Origin of the sequence: Amycolatopsis sp. 2-15, assembly GCF_030285625.1 — a bacterium.
In the GTDB taxonomy this organism is placed as follows: Bacteria; Actinomycetota; Actinomycetes; order Mycobacteriales; family Pseudonocardiaceae; genus Amycolatopsis; species Amycolatopsis carbonis.
In genome coordinates this window covers 9,617,926-9,641,706 of sequence record NZ_CP127294.1, presented here as the reverse complement: position 1 = coordinate 9,641,706, position 23,781 = coordinate 9,617,926, and the positions used below count along the sequence as shown (strand labels likewise).

Here is a 23,781-nt window from a genome sequence, read left to right as displayed (position 1 = left end):
CCTAGTGGGCGAACCGCCCCGCTAGCGAGGTTCGCGACGCAGCCGGACGAGCCTGCTCGCGGGTCCCGTGCCCGCGAACTCCAGCGGCAGGCCGTGCGTCAGCAGCACCGCACCGTGGTGCACGCAGCCGGTTTCCGCATCGTGGTACCGCGCGGCCGGGTCGAGCCCCTGCAACACAGGGGTGACGATCGGCCGGCCGTGGTCGTGCGGGCGCCGCGCGAACAGCACCACGACGTCGTCGCCGAGCACGAACTGCACGGCGGTGAGCGGGGAGACGGCGGGATCGGCCAGCCGGTAGGCCGCGCCGTGCTGCACGACGGGCCTGATCTGCTTGTACAGAGCCACGAGCTCCGCCGTGCGCCGCAGTTCGTCGCCGGTCCACTTCGTGAGATCGCCGCCGAGGCCGAGCACTCCGGCCATCGCGACGTGGAAGCGGAACTCGAGCGGCGCCTCGCGGCCGGTCAGGGGGTTGGGGCTGTCGGTGACCCACGCGGCCATCGCGCCCGCGGGCAGGACCTGGGAGAAGCCGTGCTGGATCTTGACGCGATCGGCCGCGTCGGTGTTGTCCGAAGCCCAGATCTCGTCGGTGCGCGCGAGGATCCCCAGGTCCGTGCGCCCGCCGCCGCCCGCGCAGGCCTGGATCCGCAGCGCCGGGTGGTCGGCGCGCAGCCGGTCGAGCACGCCGTAGACCGCGCAAACGTGGTCGACCCAGACGCGACCGGGACCCGCTTCCGTGAACGCGCGGTTCATGTCCCACTTGAGGTAGTCGATGCCGTGCTCGGCGACGAGCCGGTGCAGCCACTGGTACGCCCAGTCGGCGACCTCCGGCCGGCCGAAGTCGAGCACGAGCTGGTTGCGCAGCGTGGTCCGTGCGCGGTGCGGCATGTGCAGCACCCAGTCCGGGTGCGCGCGGTAGAGGTCGCTGTCGGGGTTGACCATCTCCGGCTCGACCCACAGCCCGAAGCCCATGCCGAGGCGGTGCACCTCGGCCACGAGCGGGCCGAGGCCCTCGGGGAAGCGGTCGCGGTTCACGGTCCAGTCGCCGAGGCCCGCGGCGTCGCCGGTGCGCGCGCCGAACCAGCCGTCGTCGACCACGAACAGCTCCGCGCCCACCTCGGCGGCGATGGCGGCGAGCTTGAGCTGGCCGGGCTCGTCGACGTCCCAGCCCGTGGCCTCCCACGAGTTGTAGACGACCGGGCGCAGCTCTTCGGGGTGGGGCTGGACAAAAGTGCGCACGTACGCGTGCCACCGCCGGCTCGCCCCGCCGAAGCCGTCGGCCGCGTACAACCCGGCGAACACGGGCGTTTCCCAGGTCTCGCCCGGGTTCAGGGACCACTGCACGCCATCGTGGCCGAACCCGCCGGTCCACGTCACGCGCCCGGTGTGCGAGCGCTCGACGGTGATCCGCCAGCTGCCGCTCCACGCCAGCGCCGTGCTCCAGACCTCTCCGCGCGTTTCGGTGGCGGTGCCGTCGTCGAGCATCACCCAGGGCTGGGCCTGGTGGCTGGAAACCCCACGCCGGCTTGTCAGTGTCGTCTCGCCGACAGGCAGGTTTTCCCGTAGCAGCCCGGCTTCCGCGCTCCACGCTCCCGTCGTGTGGGAGACCCGGTACGCGTCGCGACGGGGGAGCGTCCAGGCCGCGGAATCCGTGCGCAGCAAGCAGATCGGCTCGGTTCCGGTGTTGCGCAGGACTGCGCGGCGCTCGACGACTTCGCCGCGCACGCGGTAGTTCAGCTCGGCTTCCAGCGGGTAGTGCCGGTCGCGCAGCCGGACCACCAGCGTGTCGGCCGAAGCGTCGTGGCCGCTGAATTCCCACTCGAGCGCCTGCGTCTCGTCCGCGAAGCGCGCCGACAGCCCGGCGACGCCGAAGAACGCGCCACCTTCGGTCGCCAGCTCCGCCCGGTCGTCGCCGGGTTCGTCGAAGCTCGAGTCCACGGGGTTGCGCCGGCGCGCGATCTGCGTCGCCTGCTCCAGCGTGAGCGGCGGGCCCCAGTGCACGTGCCGCGGCTGGCCGGCTTCGTCAAGCCGCAGCGCGTACGCCGACTCCCGGGTCCGGAGTAGCCACAGCCGGTGATCGACGTCGAATTCCACGGACATGGGTCAGAGCGTAGGGATGACCAGCGGAAAAATAAATTCTTGACGAAGTTAATTTATCCGTCGTACGGTTCCGCGCATGCCACGCAGTGCACCGGCAAGGGCGCCGATCACGAGTCCCGCCGCGGCCACCGTGTTCACCACGGTGCTGACCCAGGGGCCGGTCAGCCGCGTGGACGTCGCCCGCCGCACGGGCCTTTCTTCCGCCGCCGTGACGAAGGCCGCGCGCCCGTTCATCGAAGCCGGTTACCTCGAAGAGCTCGCCTCCGCCGAACGCACCGCGCCCGGCGCCGGCCGGCCCGCCAGCCCGCTGGCCATCCGGCCCGACCGCGAGTACTTCATCGGCGTCAAGATCACCGGCGACGACCTGATCGGCGTGGTCACCGACCTGCAGGCCCAGATCCGCGTGGCCAAGCACCACCCGCTGACCAGTCACGACGTGGACCACGTGGTGCGCGCGCTCGTCGACCTCGTCGCCGAACTGCTGGCCGGCTCGGCGCCCGACGGCGCCACCAGCTTCCGCGACCGGGCCTACTGCCTGGGCGTCGCGATCTCCGGCGACGTCGACCGCGACACCGGCGTCGTGCGCTACTCACCGTTCCTCGGCTGGCGTGACGTGCCGCTGGCCGAGCTGCTGGAGGTCAGCACGGGCCTGGCGACCACGCTCGAGAACGACGTCAAAGCGCTCACCGTGGCCGAGCAGTGGTTCGGCGAAGGTGTCGGCGCCTCGTCGTTCGCGCTGGTCACCGTGGGTACCGGCATAGGAAGCGCCCTCGTGCTCGACGGCCGGCTCGTCGGCGGCGCGCACGGGGTGGCCGGCGAGATCGGGCACGTCCCGGTCGCCGGCATGGGAGCCGACGGCCCGGCCTGCCACTGCGGTGGCACGGGCTGTGTGGAGGCGATCGCGTCGACCGAGGCGATCGTCGCGAGTGCGCGCCGGGTCGCGGGGGATCCGGCGCTGACGCTGGACAAGGCCGTCGCGCGGGCGCGGGCCGGGGACGAGCCGTTGCGGGCCGTCTTCGCGACCGCGGGCCACGCGATCGGGCTCGGTCTCGCTGCGCTGGTCAACCTCTTCGGCCCGGAACGGGTCGTCGTCTCGGGCGAGGGTGTGGCCACCTACGACCTGTTCGAGGACCAGATCCGCCGCACGTTCGCGGAGCAGGCCTTCGGCAGTGCCGCGCGGTGCGGCCTGGTGATCCGGCCGCTGCCGTTCGAGGAATGGGCACGGGGCGCCGCCGCTGTCGCCGTTCAGAGTCTTTTCGTGTCCGACCGTTTGTGAGGAGAAGTCATGGCCCCGTCCCCAAACCTGTCGCGCAGGAGCTTCCTCGTCGGCTCCGTGCTGTTCGCCGGGGGAGCCGCTCTGGCGGGCTGCACCTCCGACCCGCTGAACAAGAACTCCGGTGCCGCGGGCGGGGCGAAGGTCACGCTCAACCAGTGGTACCACGCGTACGGCGAATCGGGCACGCAGCAGGCGGTGCAGCGCTACGCACAGGAGTTCACCAAGGCCAACCCGGACATCGCGATCAAGGTCAGCTGGATCGCCGGTGACTACGAGACCAAGCTCAACTCCGCCATGCTCACCGCGGACGCGCCCGACCTGTTCGAGATCGGCGACTTCCGCTACCAGAACGTGAAGAACGGCTTGCTTGCCCCGCTCGACGACATCGTCGACCCAGTCAAGGGCGACTTCTCCAAGGCCGCGCTGGACACCGCGACCGTCGAAGGCAAGATCTACGGCGTCAAGACGATCGACGACGTCATGATGCTGTACTACCGCAAGAGCGTGCTGGCCGCGGCCGGGGTCAAGCCGCCGACGACGTTCGCCGAGCTGCTCGACGCGACGCGCAAGCTCACCACGAGCAAGCAGAAGGGCCTCTACATCGGCACCGACGGCGTCGGCGAGGCCGCCACCCTGCTGCTGTGGTCCTCGGGCGCCGACTTCTTCGACGCCAGTGGCAAGAAGGTCGCGTTCGCCACGCCCGAGGCCGTCGCCGCGATCGCGGGCCTCAAGCAGCTGCACGACACCGGCGGCCTGCTGCAGGGCTACCCCACCGACTGGTCCGACCCCGGCGCGTTCTCCGACAACGCCACCGCGATGCAGTGGGGCGGCCTGTGGTCGCTGCCGGACATCAAGAAGGCGCTCGGCGACGACTTCGGTGTGGTGCCGTGGCCGAAGTTCGGCGATGCGGGCCGGCAGGTCGCGCGCGTCGGCGGCTGGTACCAGCTGGCCAACGCGAAGAGCAAGAACCTCGACGCCGCCAAAAAGTTCGTCAACTGGCTGTGGATCCAGCAGGCCGACCTGCAGAAGGACTGGTGCGTCAAGTACGGCTTCCACATCCCGGCCCGCAAGGAGGTCGCGGCGCAGACCACCGAGTTCTCCTCCGGCGCGGCGAAGGACGCCGTCACGATCTCGCAGCAGAACGGGCTTTCGTACTCGGGTCTGTGGAACAAGGCTTCGGCGACGCTGTTCCTGCAGGCCGCCACGAAGATCGCCAACGGTCAGGCCGACCCCGCCGCCGAGCTCGGCGACGCGGCGAAGCGCGCCCAGGCCGAAGTCGACAAGCAGCTCGCCTGACATGGCCGTCTCGTCCCCGTCGTCGGCTTCAGTACTGTCGCCCTCCACCAGGACCCCGGCGGCGCCCGCCAAGCGGCGCCGCCGGAAGGTGGACTGGCGCGCGGTCGGCGCGTTCACTCTGCTCACCGCCCCGGTGGTGATCGGGCTCGGCGTGTTCAAGTACGTCGCGATCGCGTGGAGCTTCCTGCTCTCGTTCAACGACGCGCGCGGCACGATCTCACTGGGCAACTGGATCGGCTTCGACAACTACACGTTCCTGTTGTCCGATCCCGCGTTCCGTGACTCGCTGCTGATCATCGCGCTGTTCACGGTGTTCATCGTGCCGGTCACGTTCGTCGCGTCGCTGGGGCTGGCCGTGCTGGTCAACAGCATCCGCCGCGGCAAGGCGTTCTTCCGCACGGTGTTCCTCATTCCTGGTGCGGTGTCCTACGTGGTCGCGGCGCTCGTGTGGAAGATGGCGCTGTTCAACGGCCTGCCCTCGGGGGTCGCGAACGTGATCGGCGGCCTGTTCGGCGCCGATCCCGTGGCGTGGCTGTCGGAGACGAGCCCGCCGGTGTACTGGATCGCGGTGGTCACACTGCGGCTGTGGCTGCAGGTCGGGCTGTACATGATCCTTTTCCTCGCGGGCCTGCAGGCGATCTCGCCTTCGCTCTACGAAGCGGGTGAGCTGGACGGTACGTCGAAGTGGCAGGCCTTCCGCTACATCACGCTGCCGCAGCTGCGGAACACGTCGGTGGCGGTGCTGCTGCTCATCCTCATCGCGGCGTTCCAGGCGTTCGACGAGTTCTACAACCTGTTCGGCACCGGCCTTTCGGGCACGGCGACCGCGCCCGTGAAGCCGCCGCTGGTGTACCTCTACGACTCCGCGCTGGGCGACCAGAACTACGGCGTCGGTTCCGCGGGCGCGTTCCTGCTGACCGTGATCATCGTGGCGATCACGTTGCTGCAGGGGAAGTTCGTGGGCTTCGGGAAGAAGGACTGACATGGCCGTGCTGACCGGAAGTGTCTCAGCAGCACCGGCGAAGGTGCGGGAACGCCGCCCGGGCGGCTGGGGCCGCGTGCCGAAGTACGCGCTGGCCACCGTGCTCGTGCTGATCTTCCTGCTGCCGTTCTACATCATGGTGCGCAACGCGTTGATGACGCGCGCGCAGGTCGCCTCGCCCGAGTGGTCGTGGCTGCCCGACCCGCTGTCATGGGTGAACTTCGGCGACCTGTTCGCCGACGCCTCGGTGCCGATGGGCCACGCGCTGCTCAACTCGTTCGTCATCGCCATCATCACGGCGCCGGTCGGCACGATGTTCGGCTCGATGGCCGGCTACGCATTGGCCCGCATCAACGTGCCGGGCCGGCGCGCGGTGTTCACCTACGTGCTGGTGACGCTGATGATCCCGCAGTCGGTCACGTTCGTGCCGACGTTCGTGGTCGTCGGCGCCATGGGCGGGGTGAACACGGAGTGGGGCATCATCGCGCCGAACCTGTTCAGCGCGTTCACGGTGATCCTCTTCCGCAACTTCTACCTGCGGTTCCCGGCGGAGATCGAGGAGGCGGGCCGGCTCGACGGGCTCGGCTACCTCGGCGTGTACCGCCGGCTCGTGCTGCCCAACTCCGGCAGCATGATCGCCTCCCTCGGCGCGCTGATGTTCATCGAGAGCTGGAACTCCTTCCTGTGGCCCCTGGTCATCGGGCAGGATCCGTCGTCGTGGACGGCCCAGATCGCGCTCTCGACGTTCCTCACCGCGCAGACGATCAACCTGCCCGCCCTGTTCGCCGGCGCGCTCGTGACCATCGCCCCGCTCGTGGCGATGTTCCTGGTGGCGCAACGGTTCATCGTCCGCGGCATCGCGGCGAGCGGCATGAAGGAATAGGTCCCCTCCCATCCAGTGGAAGGGCCCCTTCCTCGGCTCCGGGAGGGGCCTTTCGTGGTTTCGGTCGTTCTTCGCGCTACTCGCCTCGGGCCGGTCCGGCGTGCTATGTTCATATCAAGAACTTGTGTGCGCGATACGAACACTCGAACACCGGAGTGAACGCTCTCGGGTGGTCGGGCACGATCGATAACAGGACGGAAAGGCTCGCGATGGCTACGGTGCTGTCGCTCGGCGAGGCGGTCGCCGAGCTGGTGCACGACGGGGACACCGTCGCGCTCGAGGGGTTCACTCACCTCATCCCGGTCGAGGCCGGGCACGAGATCATCCGGCAGGGGCGCAAGAACCTCACGCTGGTGCGGATGACCCCCGACATCGTCTACGACCAGCTGATCGGCGCGGGCTGCGCGAGCAAGCTGATCTTCTCATGGGGCGGCAACCCGGGTGTCGGCTCGCTGCACCGGTTCCGCGACGCCGTGCAGCACAGCTGGCCGGTGCCGCTGGAGATCGAGGAGCACAGCCACGCGGGCATGGCCAACCGCTACGTCGCCGGCGCGTCCGGGCTGCCGTTCGCGGTGCTGCGCGGTTACACGGGCACCGACCTGCCGGCGCAGACGGACACGATCAAGCCGATCACCTGCCCGTTCACGGGTGAGCAGCTCACCGCGGTCCCCGCTTTGAACCCCGACGTCACGATCGTGCACGCCCAGCGCGCCGACCGCGCGGGTAACGTGCAGATCTGGGGCATCGCCGGCGTGCAGAAGGAAGCGGTGCTGGCGGCGAAGCGGTCGCTGGTCACCGTGGAAGAGGTCGTCGACGAGCTGGAGCCCAAGCCGGGCGCGCTGGTGCTGCCGACGTGGGCCGTCACCGCTGTCGCCGAGGTGCCGGGTGGCGCGAAGCCGTCGTACGCGGCGGGCTATTACGAGCGCGACAACTCCGCCTACCAGGCGTGGGACCTGATCGGGCGCGACCGCGACGAGTTCACCAAGTGGCTGAACGAGCTGACCGGGGTGAAGGCATGAGCGAGTACACCGCCGACGAGATGATGAGCATCGCCGCGGCGCGCGCGCTCGGCGAGGGCATGTCCTGCTTCGTGGGCATTGGCCTGCCGAGCACCGCGGCCAACCTGGCGCGGCGCACGCACGCGCCGAACCTCACGCTGATCTACGAATCCGGCTGCCTTGGCGCGAAGCCGACCCGGCTGCCGCTCTCGATCGGCGACGGCGAGCTGGCCGACACCGCCGACGCCGTGGTGAGCGTGCCCGAGGTCTTCAACTACTGGCTGCAGCCCGGCCGTATCGACGTCGGGTTCCTCGGGGCCGCGCAGCTCGACAAGTTCGGCAACATCAACACGACCGTGATCGGCTCCGACTACCACGACCCGAAGGTCCGCCTCCCCGGTGCGGGAGGCGCGCCCGAGATCGCCGCCTCCTGCAAGGAGGTGTTCATCGTGCTGCGGCAGAGCCCCCGCGCGTTCGTGGACAAGGTCGACTTCATCACCTCGTTCGGCCACGGCACCGGCAAGGGCGACCGCGAGAAGCTCGGCCTGCGCGGCGCGGGCCCGACGCTGGTGGTCACCGACCTCGGCCTCATGCGGCCCGACCCGGAGACCGCCGAGCTCACGCTCACCGAAGTGCACCCCGGCATCGAGGTCGAGCAGGTGATCGCGGCCACCGGGTGGAAACTGAAGGTGGCGGCGGACCTCAAGATCACCCCGGCGCCCACCGACGAGGAACTGACCCTGCTCCGATCCCTGAAGAAGGCCGGCGAATGAGCGACGTATTCCTGTTCGACGCGGTCCGCACCCCCTTCGGTCGCCACGGCGGCGCGCTGGCGAAGGTGCGTCCGGACGACCTCGCGGCCACCGTGCTGAAGTCGCTGGCCGAGCGCAACGACCTCGATCCGTCCGCTGTGGACGAGGTGCTGCTCGGCGACGCCAACGGCGCCGGTGAGGACAACCGCAACGTCGCGCGCATGGCCACGCTGCTCGCGGGCTGGCCGGTGACCGTGCCGGGTGGCACGCTCAACCGCCTGTGCGGCTCGGGCCTCGATGCCGTGATGCAGGCCAGCCGCACGATCCAGGTCGGCGACGCGTCGCTGATCGCCGCCGGCGGGGTGGAGTCCATGAGCCGCGCGCCGCTGGTGATGGCCAAGCCGGAGAAGGCGTTCCCGGCCGCCAACCAGACGCTGTACAACTCCGCGCTGGGCTGGCGCATGGTCAATCCGGCCATGCCGCAGGAGTACGTGATCTCCAACGGCGACTCCACCGAGTACCTCGCCGAGCGCTACGGCATCACGCGCGAGGAGCAGGACGAGTTCGCGGTGCGCAGCCACGTCAACGCGGCGCGCGCGTGGGACGAGGGCTTCTACGACAACCACGTCGTGCCGGTCGAGGGCGTCGAGCTGACCCGGGACGAGGGCATCCGGCCCGATTCCACGATGGAAAAGCTGGCCAAGCTGAAGCCCGCGTTCAAGCGCGACGGCGGCACGGTCACGGCCGGCAACTCGTCGCCGATCAACGACGGCGCGTCGGCGCTGCTGCTGGGCGACGAGGCCGCCGGCAAGCGGCTCGGCAAGGCGCCGCTGGCCCGGATCGCCGGCCGCGGTGCGGCGGGTGTCGAGCCCAACATCTTCGGCGTCGGCCCGGTCCGGGCGGCCGAGATCGCGCTGGAGCGCGCCGGCATCGGCTGGGGCGACGTGGCGGCCGTGGAGCTCAACGAGGCGTTCGCCGCGCAGTCGCTGGCGTGCCTCAAGGAGTGGAAGGAGCTCGACCCCGAGCTCATGAACGTCCACGGTGGGGCCATCGCGATCGGGCACCCGCTCGGCGCGTCGGGCGGCCGGATCCTCGGCACGCTCGCCAACCGCCTGCAGCAGACGGGCGGGCGCTACGGCGTCGCCGCGATCTGCATCGGCGTGGGCCAGGGGCTCGCCGTCGTCCTCGAACGCCAGTGACACCCCTGCTCTGACACCACCGACCGGATTGGAGGAACCGTGGCCGCTCCCACCGATCTCCGCCTGCCCCGCTACCCGCGGGAGCCGGAGGACGCCAACGCCCCGCTGGACTTCGCGGGCTACCGCTCCACGAAGCTGCGCCACCCGTCGCAGCCGCTGGTGCTGCTCCCGCAGATGCTCACCGAGGTCACCGGGCCGCTGCTCGGCCCGGGCCGCCTCGGCGAGCTCGACAACGACCTCACCCGCCAGCACGACGGCGAGCCGCAGGGCCAGCGCATCATCGTCACCGGCCGGCTGCTCGACGGCGACGGCCGCCCGATCCGCAACTCGCTCGTCGAGATCTGGCAGGCCAACGCGGGCGGGCGCTACCGGCACACCGGCGACCGCTGGCCCTCGCCGATCGACCCGAACTTCTCCGGGCTCGGCCGCGCGCTGACCGACGACGACGGGCGCTACGAGTTCACCACCATCAAGCCCGGCGCGTACCCGTGGAAGAACCACGACAACGCCTGGCGCCCCGCGCACATCCACTTCTCCGTGTTCGGCTCGGCGTTCACGCAGCGGCTGGTCACGCAGATGTACTTCCCGGAAGACCCGCTGTTCTACCAGGACCCGATCTTCAACTCGATCCCCGACGAGAAGGTTCGGCAGCGGATGATCTCGCGCTTCAACCTGGAGCGCACCGTGCCGGAGTGGGCGCTGGCCTTCGACTTCGACATCGTCGTGCGCGGCCGTGAGCAGTCGGTGTTCGAGGACGAGGAGGACGAGGACTGATGGGCGAGCTGCTCACGACGCCGTCGCAGACCGTCGGCCCGTATCTGTCGATCGGGTTGCCGTGGGAAGACGGGCCGTTCGTGGTGCCCGAGGGCACCGAAGGCGCGTTCTGGATTCGCGGCACCGTCACCGACGGCGCGGGCGAGGTCGTGCCCGACGCCTTGATCGAGACCTGGCAGGCCGACCCGCAGGGCGGGTTCGACCACCCGGACGACCCGCGGGGCCGCGCCGAGTCGGGCTTCCGCGCGTTCGGCCGGTGCCCCACCGACGAGAACGGCGAGTACCGCATCCTCACGCTGCTGCCGGGTGTGCTGCCCGGTGAGCAGGGCCAGCAGGCGCGCCACATCGACGTGTCGGTGTTCGCGCGCGGGCTGCTCAACCGGGTCGTCACGCGGATCTACTTCGAAGACCAGGACAACTCGGGCGACGCGGTGCTGGCGAGCGTGCCGGCCGAGCGCCGGGACACGCTCGTGGCGAAGAAGACCGAAGACGGCTACCGCTTCGACGTGCGGCTGCAGGGCAAGGGCGAGACGGTCTTCTTCGCGCTCTGATCGATTATCTGTCCACTTTGGAGGTACAGGCGTGAGCGGCGTGGCGGTGCACCGGGTTGTCGAGGGCCGCGGCGACGGCCCGGTGGTGGTGTTCTCCAACTCGATCGGCAGCGACCACCGCATGTGGAACCCGCAGGTGGCGCCGCTCGTCGAGCGCGGCTACCGGGTCGTGCGGTACGACACGCGCGGCCACGGCGCTTCGCCCGTGCCGGACGGCCCGTACGACCTGGCCGACCTGGGCGGCGATGTGCTGGCGCTGCTGGACGACCTGGGTGTGGAGCGGGCACACCTCGTCGGGCTTTCGCTCGGCGGGATGACCGGGATGTGGCTGGGGGTGCACGCGGCCGAGCGGTTGCGGAGCCTCACGCTGTGCTGCACGTCGGCGAAGCTCGGCCCGCCGCAGATGTGGGCGGACCGCGCGAAACTGGTGCGGTCCGAGGGCACCGGCGCCGTCGCCGAGGCCGGGGTGGGCCGCTGGGTCACGCCGGCGTACGCGCAGTCGCACCCGGACGAGATGGCGTTCCTGCGCGGGATGATGACCGACTGCCCGGACGAGGGATACGCGGCCTGCTGCGGCGTGATCGAGCGGATGGACCAGCTGGCCGACCTGCCGAAGATCACCACGCCGACGCTGGTGATCTCCGGCGCCGACGACCCCGCGACCCCGCCCGACTCCCACGGCAGGCTCATCGCCGAAGGCATCCCGGGCGCGCGGTTCGAGGTCGTCGCCTCGGCCGCGCACCTGGGCAACTACGAGCAGCCGGCGGAGTTCACGCGGCTGATCCTCGAGCAGATCACGGAGGCAGTGTGATGGTCGACGTTCCGGGCGAACGTTTCGACGCGGGCATGAAGGTGCGCCGCGAGGTGCTGGGCGACGAGCACGTGGACCGGTCGGTGGCCCGGACCACGGAGTTCAGCAAGCCGTTCCAGGAGTACATCACCGAGGCCGCGTGGGGCTCGATCTGGACGCGCGACGGCCTGGACCGCAAGACGCGCAGCTGCATCACGCTGGCCACACTCACCGCGTTGCACTGCCACGACGAGCTGGCCATGCACGTCCGCGCGGCCATCCGCAACGGCCTCACCGCCGCGGAGATCCGCGAGGTCCTGATGCACACCGGCGTGTATGCGGGCGTGCCCGCGGCGAACACGGCGATGGCCATCGCCCAGCGCACGCTGGCCGAACTGGGCGAGCCCACCGCGCAGGTCCCCGACGCCGGATAGGGTTCGCGGCATGGACTCCGACGAACCGGCCGAACGCGGCGCGCACCACGTGCAGTCGCTGGAGCGCGGGCTGGCGGTGATCAAGGCCTTCAGCGCCCAGGCGCCACACCCGACGCTCAGCGACGTCGCGCGGATCACGGGCCTCACGCGCGCCGCCGCGCGCCGGTTCCTGCTCACGCTCGTGGATCTCGGGTACGTCCGCACCGACGGCAAGTACTTCTCGCTGACCGCTCGCGTGCTCGATCTGGGGTACGCGTATCTGTCGAGCCTGTCGCTGTCGGAGGTCGCGCAACCGCACCTGGAGCGGCTTTCCGCGCAGGTGCGGGAATCCAGCTCCGTGTCGGTGCTGGAGCCGCCGGACATCGTCTACGTCGCGCGCGTGGCGGTTTCGCGCATCATGACCGTGAGCATCAACGTCGGCACGCGCTTCCCGGCCTACGCCACGTCCATGGGCCACGTACTGCTCGCCGACATGTCGGCGGCGGAGCTCGAGGCCTACTTCCTGATCACCGAGCTCGACCGGCTCACGTCCCACACTCTCACCGACCGCGCCGCCCTCGAGGCCGAGCTAGCGCAGGTCGCCGAGCAGGGCTGGGCCATGGTCGACCAGGAGCTCGAGGAGGGCCTGCGCTCGGTCGCCGCGCCGATCCGCAACCGCCAGGGCCGCGCGGTCGCGGCCGTGAACATCTCCACGCACGCCAGCCGCACCCCCGCCCACTCCGTCCGCGAAGACCTGATCCCGCCCCTGCTCGACACGGCCCACGCCATCGCCGCCGACCTCGCCGGCTCCAGCCCCGCGCAGGCCGTCCGTGGCTGACCCGCTCACCACCGCCCCCGCCGCCGCGCCGACCGACTTCACTTTCGGCCGGCCGGGTGCCACCGCCGGCCACAAGCAGGCCGACTCCGCGCGAAGTGACCCTGCCGGCCCGATTGCTGCGAACCGCGAGCCGGACACCGCACCTGCCGGACCCGGAACCGGTGCGGCTCCGGCGCTCGTGGCCGCGCGGCCGGGAGTGGCCACCGCGAATGCCGAGGCGGCGGAGTTCGCCGCCGGCGTCGGCGCTGATGCGAGCGGTGAGCAAACGACCTCGGCGGCTCGTCAGCGGACAGCAGGCTCGGCTGCGGCGGCCGGTGGATCGACCGAATCGCCGGCAAGCCCGCAGACCGACCGGGCAACCGCTGCGAGCGGCGACCCGGAGGCCGCGCCGGCCGGACCCGGAACCGGTGCGGCGCCGCGCGTGGCGGGGCTGCTGCTCGCCGCCGGGGCGGGGCGGCGGTTCGGTGGGCCGAAGGCGCTGGTCGAGCTGGACGGGGAACCGTTGGTGCGGCGGGCGTTGCGCACGCTCGTCGAGGCCGGGTGCGGCCCGGTGCGCGTGGCGGTCGGGGCGGCGGCCGAGGACGTGACGAAGCTGCTGTCCGACCCAAGCCTGGCGATTTACGCCGAGGGCTGGGAAGGCGGCATGGGTGCGTCGCTGAAGGCGGGGCTGGCGGCGCTCGCCGACCAGTTCCCGGAGGGCGCCGAAAGCGGGCCCGTGGCGGTGCTCGTGCACCTGGTCGACCTGCCGTGGGTGCCGGCGGCGGCGTTGGCGCGCGTGGTCGCGAAAGCTTCTCCGACGGCCGTTGTCCGAGCGGCGTACGACGGCGTACCCGGGCATCCGGTGCTGTTCGGGCGACGGTGGTGGGGCGAGGTAGCCGCGTCGGCGCAGGGGGACCGCGGGGCGCGGGACTGGTTGCGGGGCCGGGGAGACGTCGTGCTCGTCGAGTGCGGGGATCTGGGCAGCGGCCATGACGTCGACCGGCCCGCTGACCTGGGGCGGACCCCGAAGACGGCGGGATGACCGGCGCAACTGTGCCCGGGAGCCCTACGATCGGGAGCGTGACTCAGTCCCTCGCCTCACCCGAAGAGCTCACCGCCGCGCTCGACGCCACCGGGTACCTCGCCGACGAGGGGCTGGCGACGGCCGGGTTCCTCGCCCTGCGCCTGCGCCGCCCGTTGTTCTGCGAAGGCGAACCGGGGACGGGCAAGACGTCGCTGGCGCTGGCGCTCTCGGCTGCGCTCGACCTGCCGCTCGTGCGCCTGCAGTGCCACGAGGGCATCGACGCCGCGCAGGCCCTCTACGAATGGGACTTCCCCCGCCAGCTCCTGCACCTGCGCGCCCTCGAAGCCGCCGACGGGGGTCGCCTCGACGCCGAGACCGCCGAGCGCTCGCTCTACACCGAGCGTTTCCTGCTCGCGCGCCCGCTGCTGCAGGCCCTGACCACGGCGCCGTGCGTGCTGCTCGTCGACGAGATCGACCGCGCCGACGACGAGTTCGAAGCGTTCCTGCTCCAGCTGCTCGACGAGTACACCGTCACGATCCCCGAATACGGCGAGGTCCGCGCCGAGCAGCCGCCGCTCGTCGTGCTCACCTCCAACCGCACGCGCGAGGTCCACGACGCCCTCAAGCGCCGTTGCCTCTACCACTGGCTCGAGCACCCCGACCTCGCCCGCGAGATCACCATCCTGCGCCGCCGCATCCCCGGCATCGGCGAAACCCTCGCCCGCCAGGTCGCCGACGCCGTCCACCGCCTCCGCGCCATGGACCTCCTCAAGCCCCCGGGCGTCGCCGAATCCCTCGACTGGGCCCGCGCCCTCCTCGCCCTCGACCGCGACGAGCTCGACGCCGCCACCGCCGCCCGCACCCTCGGCGCGGTCCTCAAGTACAGCGAAGACATGGACCGCGTGCGCGCCAAACTGGACACGCTGTTCTCCTGACACTGCTCGGCGGCGGCGATGCCGACTCGCGCACGGCCCATCCTGACGCGGAGGCGGCGCTGGCGACCTCGCACGGCGCCAGGCCCGGATTCTCCGTGCCGCGCCCCGGAGCGGCTGCTTCGGCGAGGCGTTCGAGCGCGGTGCCGGCGCCGCCCGCCGCGGTGCGTGGCGCTGGTGGCGATGCCCGCGCGAAGCGAAAAACAGCTCTCCGTGGCGCAACCGTCCGCGAGTGGGCGCTGTTCTCCTGCCGCGCCTCGGGTCGCCGCCCTGGGCGCGGCGTTCGCGCGGCGCCGAGGGCGGCTGTCGTGCTGAGCCGCGCTTCGTGGCGGTGATCGCGCGAGGCGAAAAACAGCTCTCCGCGGCGGCGCCGTTCCGCGAAAGTGTTGCGGCTCTCGTTCGTCTACTGTGGACTGCAGTTGATTGCGTTGACCGGACCACCGCCCGCGAGTCATGCTTTTCCCATCACCGCGACAGAAGCGGCCGAGAGGAGGAAGACCGTGTGGATGACCGAGATCGATCGCGCAGCCGCGGTCTTCCCCGTGCTCTGACCCGGCGCGGAAACCGGCACTGCAAACCGGCACTGCAAACCGGCACTGCAAACCGGCACTGCAAACCGGCACTTAACCCCGGCACTTAACCCCGGCACCGAACCCCGGCACCGAACCCCGGCACTGAACCGGCCCGGCCACGCACCGACCGCACCCAACCGCGCCACCGAAGCGCAAACCCGGCGCCCAGAGCCACCACCCCACCTTCTCGATCTTTCCCCAAAAGTCTCCGCGCGCCCGCCCTCCCGCTACCTTGGGTGGTCGCTGCGCGGAGCCGCTGAGCGCGCGCGTCTTCCCGGGGGAGGGGCGGCGTGCGCGCTCGCGCGTGGCCGGAGAAACCCGCGCGGGGCGAAACCGTTGCACAATGGAGGCATGGAGACCGACGTCGCCGATCCGCTGGCCGGCTTAGCCGGGTTCGCGGCGGCACTGCGCGAGGCGGGCGTCGCGTGTGATGCGCGGCGTGTGCAGGCGTATCTGGCGGCCGTCGCGGAGGTGGACATCGCGGAGCCCACGCAGCTCTACTGGGCCGGCCGGCTCACGTTGTGCTCCGATCCTGACGACCTGCCGCGCTACGAAGAGGCCTTCGCCCGCTGGTTCGACGGCGACGAGACCCGCCGCGGCACCCAGTCCGTCCCTGCTCAGAAGCGTGCCCGCATCGCACCGTTGACCTCCGACGCCGGTGGCAGCAGCGAAGGCGACGAAGAACCCGACAGCCTCAAAGTCGCCGCGAGTGACCACGAAGTGCTGCGCCACCGTGACCTCGCCGAGCTCACCAAAACCGAGCGCGAGCACCTGCGCGAGCTCCTGGCCACGCTCAAACCGGTTCCGCCGCGCCGCCGCGCGGCGCGCCGCCGCCCCGCCCACCGCGGCCGGCTGGACCCAGCCCGCACGTTGCGCGCCATGCTCGCCGACGGTGGGGAACCCGTGCGCCTCGTCCGCAGCCGCCGCGGCACCCGCCCGCGGAAAACGGTGCTTCTCATCGACGTCTCCGGTTCGATGAGCCCCTACGCCGACGCGTTGCTGCGCTTCGCCCACGTGCTCACCCGGTCCGCACCGTCGAGCGTCGAGGTCTTCACGCTCGGCACGCGCATGACGCGGGTGTCGCGCCAGCTTCGGCAGCGCGATCCGGAGCAGGCCATGCTCGCGGCCGGCAACGCGGTGCCCGATTTCGCCGGCGGCACGCGCCTCGGCGAGACGCTGCGGGTGTTCCTCGACCGCTGGGGTCAGCGCGGAATCGCGCGCCGCTCCGTGGTCACCGTGTTCTCCGACGGCTGGGAGCGTGGCGACGTCGCGCTGCTGTCCGAACAGCTCGGCAGGCTGCGCCGGCTCGCGCACGCCGTATTCTGGGTTAATCCGCACGCGGGTCGGGAGGGGTACGCTCCGGTTCAATCCGGCATCGTCGCTGCTCTGCCCCACATCGACCGCTTGCTGGCCGGGCACAGCCTGGCGACGTTGGAACGACTGCTCGGGGAGATTGCCGATGCGTGACGTACTGGACGACGTGTACCGCCGCTGGCTGGCGGGCGAGACGGTGGGCCTGGGCACGGTCGTGGCCACGTTCTCGTCGGCGCCGCGGTCACCGGGCGCGTCGATGGTGGTGGCGCCGGACGGCACCGTCGCCGGCAGCGTGTCCGGCGGGTGCGTCGAGGGCGCCGTGTACGAGCTGGCCCAGGAAGTGGTCGCCGACCGCAAGCCCGTGCTGCAGCGTTACGGCGTGACCGACGACGACGCCTTCGCCGTGGGCCTGACCTGCGGCGGGATCATCGACATCTACGTGGAACACGTGGACCGCGACTCGATGCCGGAACTGGACCGGGTCGTGGAGTCCGTGCGCGGCGGCGAGCCCGTCGCCGTGGTCACGATCGTCGAGCACGAGACGCCCGGCCTGGTCGGCGAGCGCATGATCGTGTGGCCCGACCGCGTCGAAGGCTCGCTCGGCTCTTCGCGCATGGACGACGCCGTGGCCGACGACGCGCGCGGCCTGCTGGCCAGCGGCCGCACCGGCACCCTGCGCTACGGGCCGGACGGCCAGCGCCGCGGCGAGGGCATGGCCGTGTTCGTGAACTCGTTCGAACCGCCGCCACGACTGCTCGTGTTCGGCGCCATCGACTTCGCCGCCGCCATGGCGCGCATGGGCGCCTACCTCGGCTACCAGGTCACGGTGTGCGACGCGCGGCCCGTGTTCGCCACCAGCAGCCGGTTCCCCGACGCGCACGAAGTCGTGGTCGACTGGCCCCACCGCTACCTCGCCGCCGAGGCCGAGGCCGGCCGCATCGACAGCCGCACCGCGATCGCCGTGCTCACCCACGACCCGAAGTTCGACGTGCCGCTGCTGGAGATCGCGCTGCGGCTCGACGTCGGCTACGTGGGCGCCATGGGCTCCCGCAAGACCCATGACGACCGGTTCTCCCGCCTGCGCGAAGCCGGCATCACAGAGCCGGAGCTGGAACGGCTTTCGTCGCCGATCGGCCTGGACCTGGGCGCGCGCACACCCGAGGAGACAGCGGTGTCGATCGCGGCGGAGATCATTTCGCTGCGCTGGAGCGGAACCGGACGACGATTGGCCGCTTTGTCCGGCCGGATCCACAGCTGAGTGTTTTTCAGAAAGTCCCGCACGCCCCGGTGTGCGGGACTTTCGCATGAATCCGCATATGCGGAGACAATTGCCCAGAAGAACCGTATCTGCGGATAAAAATCCACTTTGGACCCGACAATGCGGTGAACCAACGGTCAATCCTCGAGCGACCACGCGCGCGGTGGGCGAATGACCGGAAATCCCCATGCCCAGGCGGAAGTCGACCATGTCGCGACCGTCCATCTGAGACTCGGGTGAGTTTTGCCGCCGGGTGGAAAAATCACCCGGACGGAGGTCCGCATCTGCGGAATGGCACTGCGCATAAGCGTGCAGATGCGGGATCTCAGCCCGGATGTGCGACATCAGGACTTGTCCGCGCGCGTAAGGAGTAGCAGGCTCCCCTGTGAGGCCGATCACGATCGACCTTGGCCGTTCCCGAACCGGCCCGCCGGCCCCCACCCGGGTCAGGCGGGCATTTGCTCTTGGAGGCCTTTGATGCGCATCACCGTCACTGTCGACGGCACGAAGTACACCGATGAGGTGGAGCCCCGCACACTTCTCGTCCACTACCTGCGGGAGCGCGTCGGGAAAGTGGGCACGGTCGTCGGCTGCGACACGAGCAACTGCGGCGCGTGCACCGTCCACCTCGACGGCCACAGCGTGAAGTCCTGCTCCGTGCTCGCCGTCCAGGCCGACGGCAGCGAGGTCACCACCGTCGAAGGGCTCGCCCGCGACGGGCGGCTCCACCCCGTGCAGCAGGCGTTCCACGACAACCACGCCCTGCAGTGCGGCTTCTGCACGCCCGGCATGATCATGGCGTCGATCGACCTGCTGGCCGACAACCCCGATCCCGACGAGACGGCCGTGCGTGAAGGTCTCGAAGGGAACCTCTGCCGCTGCACCGGCTACCAGAACATCGTGCGCGCGGTGCGCGACGCCGCGCAGCACATGAGCCCGGGCGCCGGACCCGAGGCCGAGCAGATCAAGCACGTCGGTGTGGGTGGTGAGTGATGACCGCGACCATCGAGCCGGAAGTCGGAAAGGCCCGGCTCCGCAAGGAGGACGAGCGGCTGATCACCGGCCGCACGCGCTGGACCGACAACATCGTGCTGCCAGGCATGCTGCACCTCGCCGTGCTGCGCAGCCCCATGGCGCACGCCAAGATCGTGTCGCTGGACGTGTCGGCGGCCAAGGATTCACCCGGTGTCATCGCGGTTTACACCGCCAAGGACCTGGACCCGGACGGGTCGATCGGCATGCCGTGCGCGTGGCCGATCACGCCCGACATGAAGTCGCCGCGCCGCCCGGTGCTGGCGGACGGCCAGGTCAACTTCGCCGGTGAAGGCATCGCGGTGGTCGTCGCGCGCTCGTCGGCCGAGGCCCACGACGCGCTCGAGGCGATCGACGTCGAGTACGACGAGCTGCCCGTGGTCCTCGACATGGAGGCCGCGCTCGCCGAGGGCGCGCCGCTCGTGCACGAGGACCTGGGCACCAACGAGAGCGCGGTCTGGAAGTTCGACTCGGCCGAGGCGGGCACCGGCGGCAACGTCGAGGACGCGATCTCGTCGTCGAAGATCGTGCTCAAGCGCCGGTTCCGCCAGCAACGGCTGATCCCGGCGTTCATGGAGCCGCGCGCGTGCGTGGTCGACCCGACGGGCACGCAGATCTCGGTGTGGTCGGCCACGCAGGTGCCGCACATCCTGCGCGTGATGACCGCGCTGACGCTGGGCATCCCGGAGCACAAGCTGCGCGTGATCGCCCCCGACGTCGGCGGCGGTTTCGGCGGCAAGATCGGCGTGCTGCCCGAGGAGATGATGACCGTCCTCGTGGCACAGAAGCTCGGCAAACCGGTGAAGTGGAACGAATCGCGGTCGGAGTCGATCCTCACCGCGCACCACGGCCGCGACCAGATCCAGGACATCACGATCTCCGCGAACGCCGACGGCACCGTCACCGGCCTCAAGGTCGAGCTGCTCGCCAACATGGGCGCCTACATCGGGCTCGTCGGGCCGGGCGTGCCGATCCTCGGCGCGTTCATGTTCAACGCGATCTACAAGTTCCCCGCGTACCACTTCGCCTGCACCAACGTGTTCACCACGACCACGCTCACCGACGCCTACCGCGGCGCCGGACGGCCGGAGGCGACGTTCGCGGTCGAGCGGATCATGGACGAGCTCGCCGACGAGCTCGGCATGGACCCGATGGAGCTGCGCGAGAAGAACTGGATCAAGCACGAGGAGTTCCCGTTCACCACGGTGGCGGGCCTGACCTACGACACGGGCAACTACGAGGCCGCGACCGAGAAGGCCAAGGAGCTGTTCGACTACGACGGCCTGCGGCGCGAGCAGCAGCAGCGCCGCGACTCCGGTGACCCGGTGCAGCTCGGTATCGGCATCTCCACGTTCACGGAGATGTGCGGCCTGGCGCCGTCGCGCGTGCTCGGCTCGCTCGACTACGCGGCGGGCGGCTGGGAGTACGCGTCGGTGCGGATGCTGCCGACCGGCAAGGTCGAGGTGACCACCGGTGCCTCGGGCCACGGCCAGGGGCACGAGACGGCGTGGAGCCAGATCCTCGCCGACCAGCTGGGAGTGCCGTTCGACGACATCGAGGTGCTGCACGGCGACACGCAGTCTTCGCACAAGGGCATGGACACCTACGGTTCGCGATCACTGGTGGTCGGTGGTGTCGCTGTCGTGAAGGCCGCCGAGAAGGTGGTGGCCAAGGCCAAGCCGGTCGCGGCGCACCTGCTCGAGTGCTCCGAGGACGACCTGGAGTTCGCCGGCGGCAAGTTCACCGTCAAGGGCACGGACCAGTCGACGACGATGCAGGACATCGCGTTCACCGTGTTCGCCGCCCACAACCTGCCCGACGGCATGGAACCCTCGCTCGACTCCGACGCCACGTTCGACCCGGAGAACTTCTCCTACCCGCACGGCACGCACCTGTGCGCCGCCGAGGTGGACACGGAGACGGGCCGGGTCAAGCTGCGCTCGTACGTGTGCGTGGACGACGTCGGTGTGGTGGTCAACCCGCTGATCGTGGAGGGCCAGGTGCACGGCGGGCTCGCGCAGGGCATCGCGCAGGCGCTGTTCGAGGAGGCCGTGCACGACGAGAGCGGCACGCTCACCACGGGCACGTTCGCCGACTACCTGCTGCCCTCGGCGGCCGACCTGCCCTCGTTCACCACGGCGCGCACCGAGACGCCGTCGACCACGAACCCGTTGGGCGCCAAGGGTGTCGGCGAGGCGGGCACGATCGCCTCGACGCCGGCGGTGGTCAACGCCGTGATCGACGCGGTGCGCCACTTCGGCGTGAACGACATCGACATGCCGTTGACGCCGATGCGGGTGTGGCATGCCGTCCAGCACGGAACCACGGACGCCGGCGGAGCCGGCTCGGAGGCCGGCGGCGGCCTCGGTTCGATCGACGCCTCCGGAGGTGCCCAGTGATCCCGGCCCCGTTCGAGTACGTGGCTCCGTCCAGTGTGGACGAAGCCGTGCAGGCGCTCGCCGCCGCGGGCGAGGACGCGAAGGTGCTGGCGGGCGGGCAGAGCCTGCTGCCGGTGCTGCGGATGCGCCTGGCCGCGCCGACCACGCTCGTCGACCTGCGCAAGGTCGCGGAGATGCGCGGCGTGCGCGAGGACGGCGGCGACCTCGTGATCGGCGCGATGACCACGCACTACGACGTGCAGCGCGACCCGCTGGTCGCCGAGCACGCCGCGCTGATCAAGGCGGCCACCGACACCGTGGCCGACCCGCAGGTGCGCCACCGCGGCACCTTCGGCGGCGCCATCGCGCACGCCGACCCGGCGGGCGACCTGGCGGCGCCGGTGCTGGCGATGGAAGCTTCGCTCGTGATCGCCGGCCCCGGCGGCCGTCGCACGGTAGCGGCGGCGGACTTCTTCCAGGACTTCTTCACCACGGCCCTGGCGCCCGACGAGCTGCTCGTGGAGGTGCGCCTGCCCAAGCACACGGGCTGGCGCGCGCACTACGAGAAGTTCACCCGGGTGGCGCAGGCGTGGTCGATGGTCGCGGTCGCGGCCACCGTCCGCACGGAGGGCGGCGTGATCGAGGAGGCCCACGTGGCGCTGACGAACATGGGCTCGACGCCCGTGCGTGCCGTCGCCGTGGAACAGGCGCTGGTGGGCGCTTCGGCCAACGCCGACGTGATCCGCGCCGCCGCCGCGCACGCCGCCGACGGCACGAACCCGGCAGCGGACGGCAACTCCGACATCGAGTACCGGCAGCACCTCGCGCGGGTGCTCACGGGCCGTGCCCTGACGGCTGCGGTCGGAGCCTGATTGTCGACGAGGCCCACCTTTCGGCCGTCGCGGCCGTAAGGTGGGCCTCATCGGTTCTTGGCTTTTGGTTCTGCGGTTCGAAGGAGAGGAGGTCGGCCCGTGCGGCTCGACCACGAATTCACCGTCCCCGCGCCTCTGGAGGAGGTCTGGCAGGCCGTCATCGACCCCGAGCGCGTCGCCCCGTGCATGCCGGGGGCCGCGCTCACGAAGGTGGAGGGCGATTCCTTCACGGGCACGGTGAAGGTCAAGCTGGGCCCGATCTCCCTGCTGTACAAGGGATCCGGCGAGTTCCTAGAAAAGGACGAGGCGGCCCGCAAGGTCGTCATCAAGGCCTCCGGCAAGGACTCCCGCGGCGGCGGCACCGCCGCGGCGACCGTGACCGTGACGCTGCGCTCGACCGACGACGGCGGCACCCACGGCGACGTGGGCAGCGACATCGCCATCACGGGCCGCCCGGCGCAGTTCGGCCGCGGCCTGATCTCGGAGGTGGGCGGGAAACTGCTGGACACCTTCGCGGGCAACCTGGCCGATTCACTGCGCGCTGACGGCGCGGGTGCAGGCGCTGGCGCCGCCGGGGCTGGTTCAGCCGCGGCGTCTGCCGGCTCAGGCTCGGTTTCGACCGCTCCGGCGACTTCGGCCGCTCCGGCTGCCGAAGCGGCCGCGAAGGGCGACCTCGCCGAACAATCCGCCGCCGACAGCGCCGAAGCCGGCTCAGCGGCCCCGAAACCCCAGCTCCGCAGCGTCCCCTCCGGTGGCTCGACCGGCGAAACCGAAGCCATCGACCTCCTGGACTACGCGGGCCAGTCCGTGGCCAAACGCCTCATCCCGGTCGCCGCGGGCGCCGCGGTGCTGTTCGTGGTCTTCATGATCATCCGGGCACTGCGCCGCCGCTGACGACCGTACCTGCACCGCACCTGCTCTGCGCCCCGCCTGACCGGCGCGACGCGGCCTGGGAGGCAAAGCCCCGCCCTCCCTGGGGGGCGTGCCCTTGTCCATCCTATCGGCCCACCCCGACGAAACCCGGCGAAAGCGGCGCGGAACGCCCGGTTGTCCACAACTCGGCTCGGTTGTGGACAACCGGGGGTGGCGGGCTCGCGAACCCGGGCACAGCCTCACCCGACTCGGGAATGCCCACGTCCGCAGGGCTCAGGACCTCCGGTCCGGCTCGGTTGTGGACAACCAGGGGTGGCGGGCTTGCGAACCCGGGCACAGCCTCACCCGACTCGGGAGTTGCTCACCCGCTCTCCTCAACCATGTCCGCAGGGCTCCGGATCTCCGGTCCGGCTCGGTTGTGGACAGCCAGGGGTGGCGGGCTTGCGAGCCCGGGCACAGCCTCACCCGACTCGGGAGTTGCCCACCCGTCCACCTCAACCACATCCGCAGGGCTCAAGATCTCCGGCCGGCTTGGTCGTGGACAACCAAGGGCGGCGGGCTCGCGAACCCATCCGGGCACCGCGCCGCCGCTGACACCCGCGGAATTGCGCACCCGCTCTACCCCAACCATGTCCGCGGGGCAGAAGACCTCCGGGATTTCCCCCGGTCCGGCGACGGCGGAGGGTTGACCGGCTACC

Annotated in this window: 21 protein-coding genes; 20 read left to right on the top strand and 1 reads right to left on the bottom strand. The window is 70.8% G+C overall.

The features are described 5' to 3' along the window. Positions 1-21: 21 nt before the first annotated feature. Complete coding sequence (locus tag QRX50_RS47430) at positions 22-2,097, bottom strand: alpha-galactosidase (protein ID WP_285969587.1); 2,076 nt, start codon at positions 2,095-2,097, stop codon at positions 22-24. 76 nt (positions 2,098-2,173) lie between these two features. On the opposite strand from QRX50_RS47430, the gene QRX50_RS47425 reads away from it, so the two are divergent. The 20 genes from QRX50_RS47425 (at position 2,174) to QRX50_RS47330 (ending at position 23,104) form a co-directional block, all read left to right on the top strand. Next, on the top strand, positions 2,174-3,373 hold the full coding sequence (locus QRX50_RS47425) for an ROK family transcriptional regulator (RefSeq protein ID WP_285969586.1): 1,200 nt from the start codon (positions 2,174-2,176) through the stop codon (positions 3,371-3,373). 9 nt (positions 3,374-3,382) lie between these two features. Continuing rightward, positions 3,383-4,669: an ABC transporter substrate-binding protein gene (locus QRX50_RS47420; RefSeq protein ID WP_285969585.1), complete on the top strand. Its 1,287-nt coding sequence runs from the start codon at positions 3,383-3,385 to the stop codon at positions 4,667-4,669. A gap of 1 nt (position 4,670) precedes the next feature. Beyond that, positions 4,671-5,651, top strand: coding sequence for a carbohydrate ABC transporter permease (locus QRX50_RS47415; RefSeq protein WP_285969584.1), 981 nt, complete (start codon positions 4,671-4,673; stop codon positions 5,649-5,651). 1 nt (position 5,652) lies between these two features. Next, positions 5,653-6,534, top strand: a complete 882-nt coding sequence (locus QRX50_RS47410; protein WP_285969583.1) for a carbohydrate ABC transporter permease — start codon at positions 5,653-5,655, stop codon at positions 6,532-6,534. Positions 6,535-6,743: 209 nt separating this feature from the next. Then, positions 6,744-7,553, top strand: a complete 810-nt coding sequence (locus QRX50_RS47405) for a CoA transferase subunit A (RefSeq protein WP_285969582.1) — start codon at positions 6,744-6,746, stop codon at positions 7,551-7,553. Continuing rightward, positions 7,550-8,305 (top strand): CoA-transferase subunit beta, encoded by a 756-nt coding sequence (locus QRX50_RS47400; protein ID WP_285969581.1) that lies wholly within the window; start codon positions 7,550-7,552, stop codon positions 8,303-8,305. The genes QRX50_RS47405 and QRX50_RS47400 overlap by 4 nt, the downstream gene beginning before the upstream one ends. After that, positions 8,302-9,483, top strand: coding sequence for a thiolase family protein (locus QRX50_RS47395; RefSeq protein ID WP_285969580.1), 1,182 nt, complete (start codon positions 8,302-8,304; stop codon positions 9,481-9,483). Before QRX50_RS47400 ends, QRX50_RS47395 begins: the two co-directional genes overlap by 4 nt. A gap of 39 nt (positions 9,484-9,522) precedes the next feature. Continuing rightward, on the top strand, positions 9,523-10,257 hold the full coding sequence (pcaH, locus tag QRX50_RS47390; RefSeq protein ID WP_285969579.1) for a protocatechuate 3,4-dioxygenase subunit beta: 735 nt from the start codon (positions 9,523-9,525) through the stop codon (positions 10,255-10,257). Further along, positions 10,257-10,808: a protocatechuate 3,4-dioxygenase subunit alpha gene (gene pcaG, locus QRX50_RS47385; protein WP_285969578.1), complete on the top strand. Its 552-nt coding sequence runs from the start codon at positions 10,257-10,259 to the stop codon at positions 10,806-10,808. The genes pcaH and pcaG overlap by 1 nt, the downstream gene beginning before the upstream one ends. A 31-nt stretch (positions 10,809-10,839) precedes the next feature. After that, on the top strand, positions 10,840-11,619 hold the full coding sequence (gene pcaD / locus QRX50_RS47380; protein WP_285969577.1) for a 3-oxoadipate enol-lactonase: 780 nt from the start codon (positions 10,840-10,842) through the stop codon (positions 11,617-11,619). After that, positions 11,619-12,032: a 4-carboxymuconolactone decarboxylase gene (gene pcaC / locus QRX50_RS47375; protein WP_285969576.1), complete on the top strand. Its 414-nt coding sequence runs from the start codon at positions 11,619-11,621 to the stop codon at positions 12,030-12,032. The genes pcaD and pcaC overlap by 1 nt, the downstream gene beginning before the upstream one ends. A 10-nt stretch (positions 12,033-12,042) precedes the next feature. Further along, positions 12,043-12,849, top strand: coding sequence for an IclR family transcriptional regulator domain-containing protein (locus QRX50_RS47370; RefSeq protein WP_285969575.1), 807 nt, complete (start codon positions 12,043-12,045; stop codon positions 12,847-12,849). A 421-nt stretch (positions 12,850-13,270) separates the two neighbouring features. Beyond that, the gene (locus tag QRX50_RS47365; protein WP_285974747.1) at positions 13,271-13,870 is read left to right on the top strand and encodes a nucleotidyltransferase family protein; all 600 of its coding nucleotides are present in this window, start codon (positions 13,271-13,273) and stop codon (positions 13,868-13,870) included. Beyond that, positions 13,867-14,787: an AAA family ATPase gene (locus QRX50_RS47360; protein ID WP_285969574.1), complete on the top strand. Its 921-nt coding sequence runs from the start codon at positions 13,867-13,869 to the stop codon at positions 14,785-14,787. Before QRX50_RS47365 ends, QRX50_RS47360 begins: the two co-directional genes overlap by 4 nt. A 920-nt stretch (positions 14,788-15,707) precedes the next feature. Beyond that, positions 15,708-16,823 carry a vWA domain-containing protein gene (locus QRX50_RS47355; protein ID WP_285969573.1) on the top strand — a complete coding sequence of 372 codons (1,116 nt, stop codon included), beginning with the start codon at positions 15,708-15,710 and terminating at the stop codon, positions 16,821-16,823. Continuing rightward, positions 16,816-17,928: an XdhC family protein gene (locus tag QRX50_RS47350; RefSeq protein ID WP_285969572.1), complete on the top strand. Its 1,113-nt coding sequence runs from the start codon at positions 16,816-16,818 to the stop codon at positions 17,926-17,928. Before QRX50_RS47355 ends, QRX50_RS47350 begins: the two co-directional genes overlap by 8 nt. 477 nt (positions 17,929-18,405) lie before the next feature. After that, positions 18,406-18,921, top strand: a complete 516-nt coding sequence (locus tag QRX50_RS47345; protein WP_285969571.1) for a (2Fe-2S)-binding protein — start codon at positions 18,406-18,408, stop codon at positions 18,919-18,921. Further along, positions 18,921-21,359 (top strand): xanthine dehydrogenase family protein molybdopterin-binding subunit, encoded by a 2,439-nt coding sequence (locus QRX50_RS47340; RefSeq protein ID WP_285969570.1) that lies wholly within the window; start codon positions 18,921-18,923, stop codon positions 21,357-21,359. Before QRX50_RS47345 ends, QRX50_RS47340 begins: the two co-directional genes overlap by 1 nt. Then, complete coding sequence (locus QRX50_RS47335; RefSeq protein ID WP_285969569.1) at positions 21,356-22,210, top strand: FAD binding domain-containing protein; 855 nt, start codon at positions 21,356-21,358, stop codon at positions 22,208-22,210. Before QRX50_RS47340 ends, QRX50_RS47335 begins: the two co-directional genes overlap by 4 nt. A gap of 99 nt (positions 22,211-22,309) precedes the next feature. Next, positions 22,310-23,104 (top strand): SRPBCC family protein, encoded by a 795-nt coding sequence (locus tag QRX50_RS47330; RefSeq protein ID WP_285969568.1) that lies wholly within the window; start codon positions 22,310-22,312, stop codon positions 23,102-23,104. Positions 23,105-23,781 lie beyond the last annotated feature (677 nt).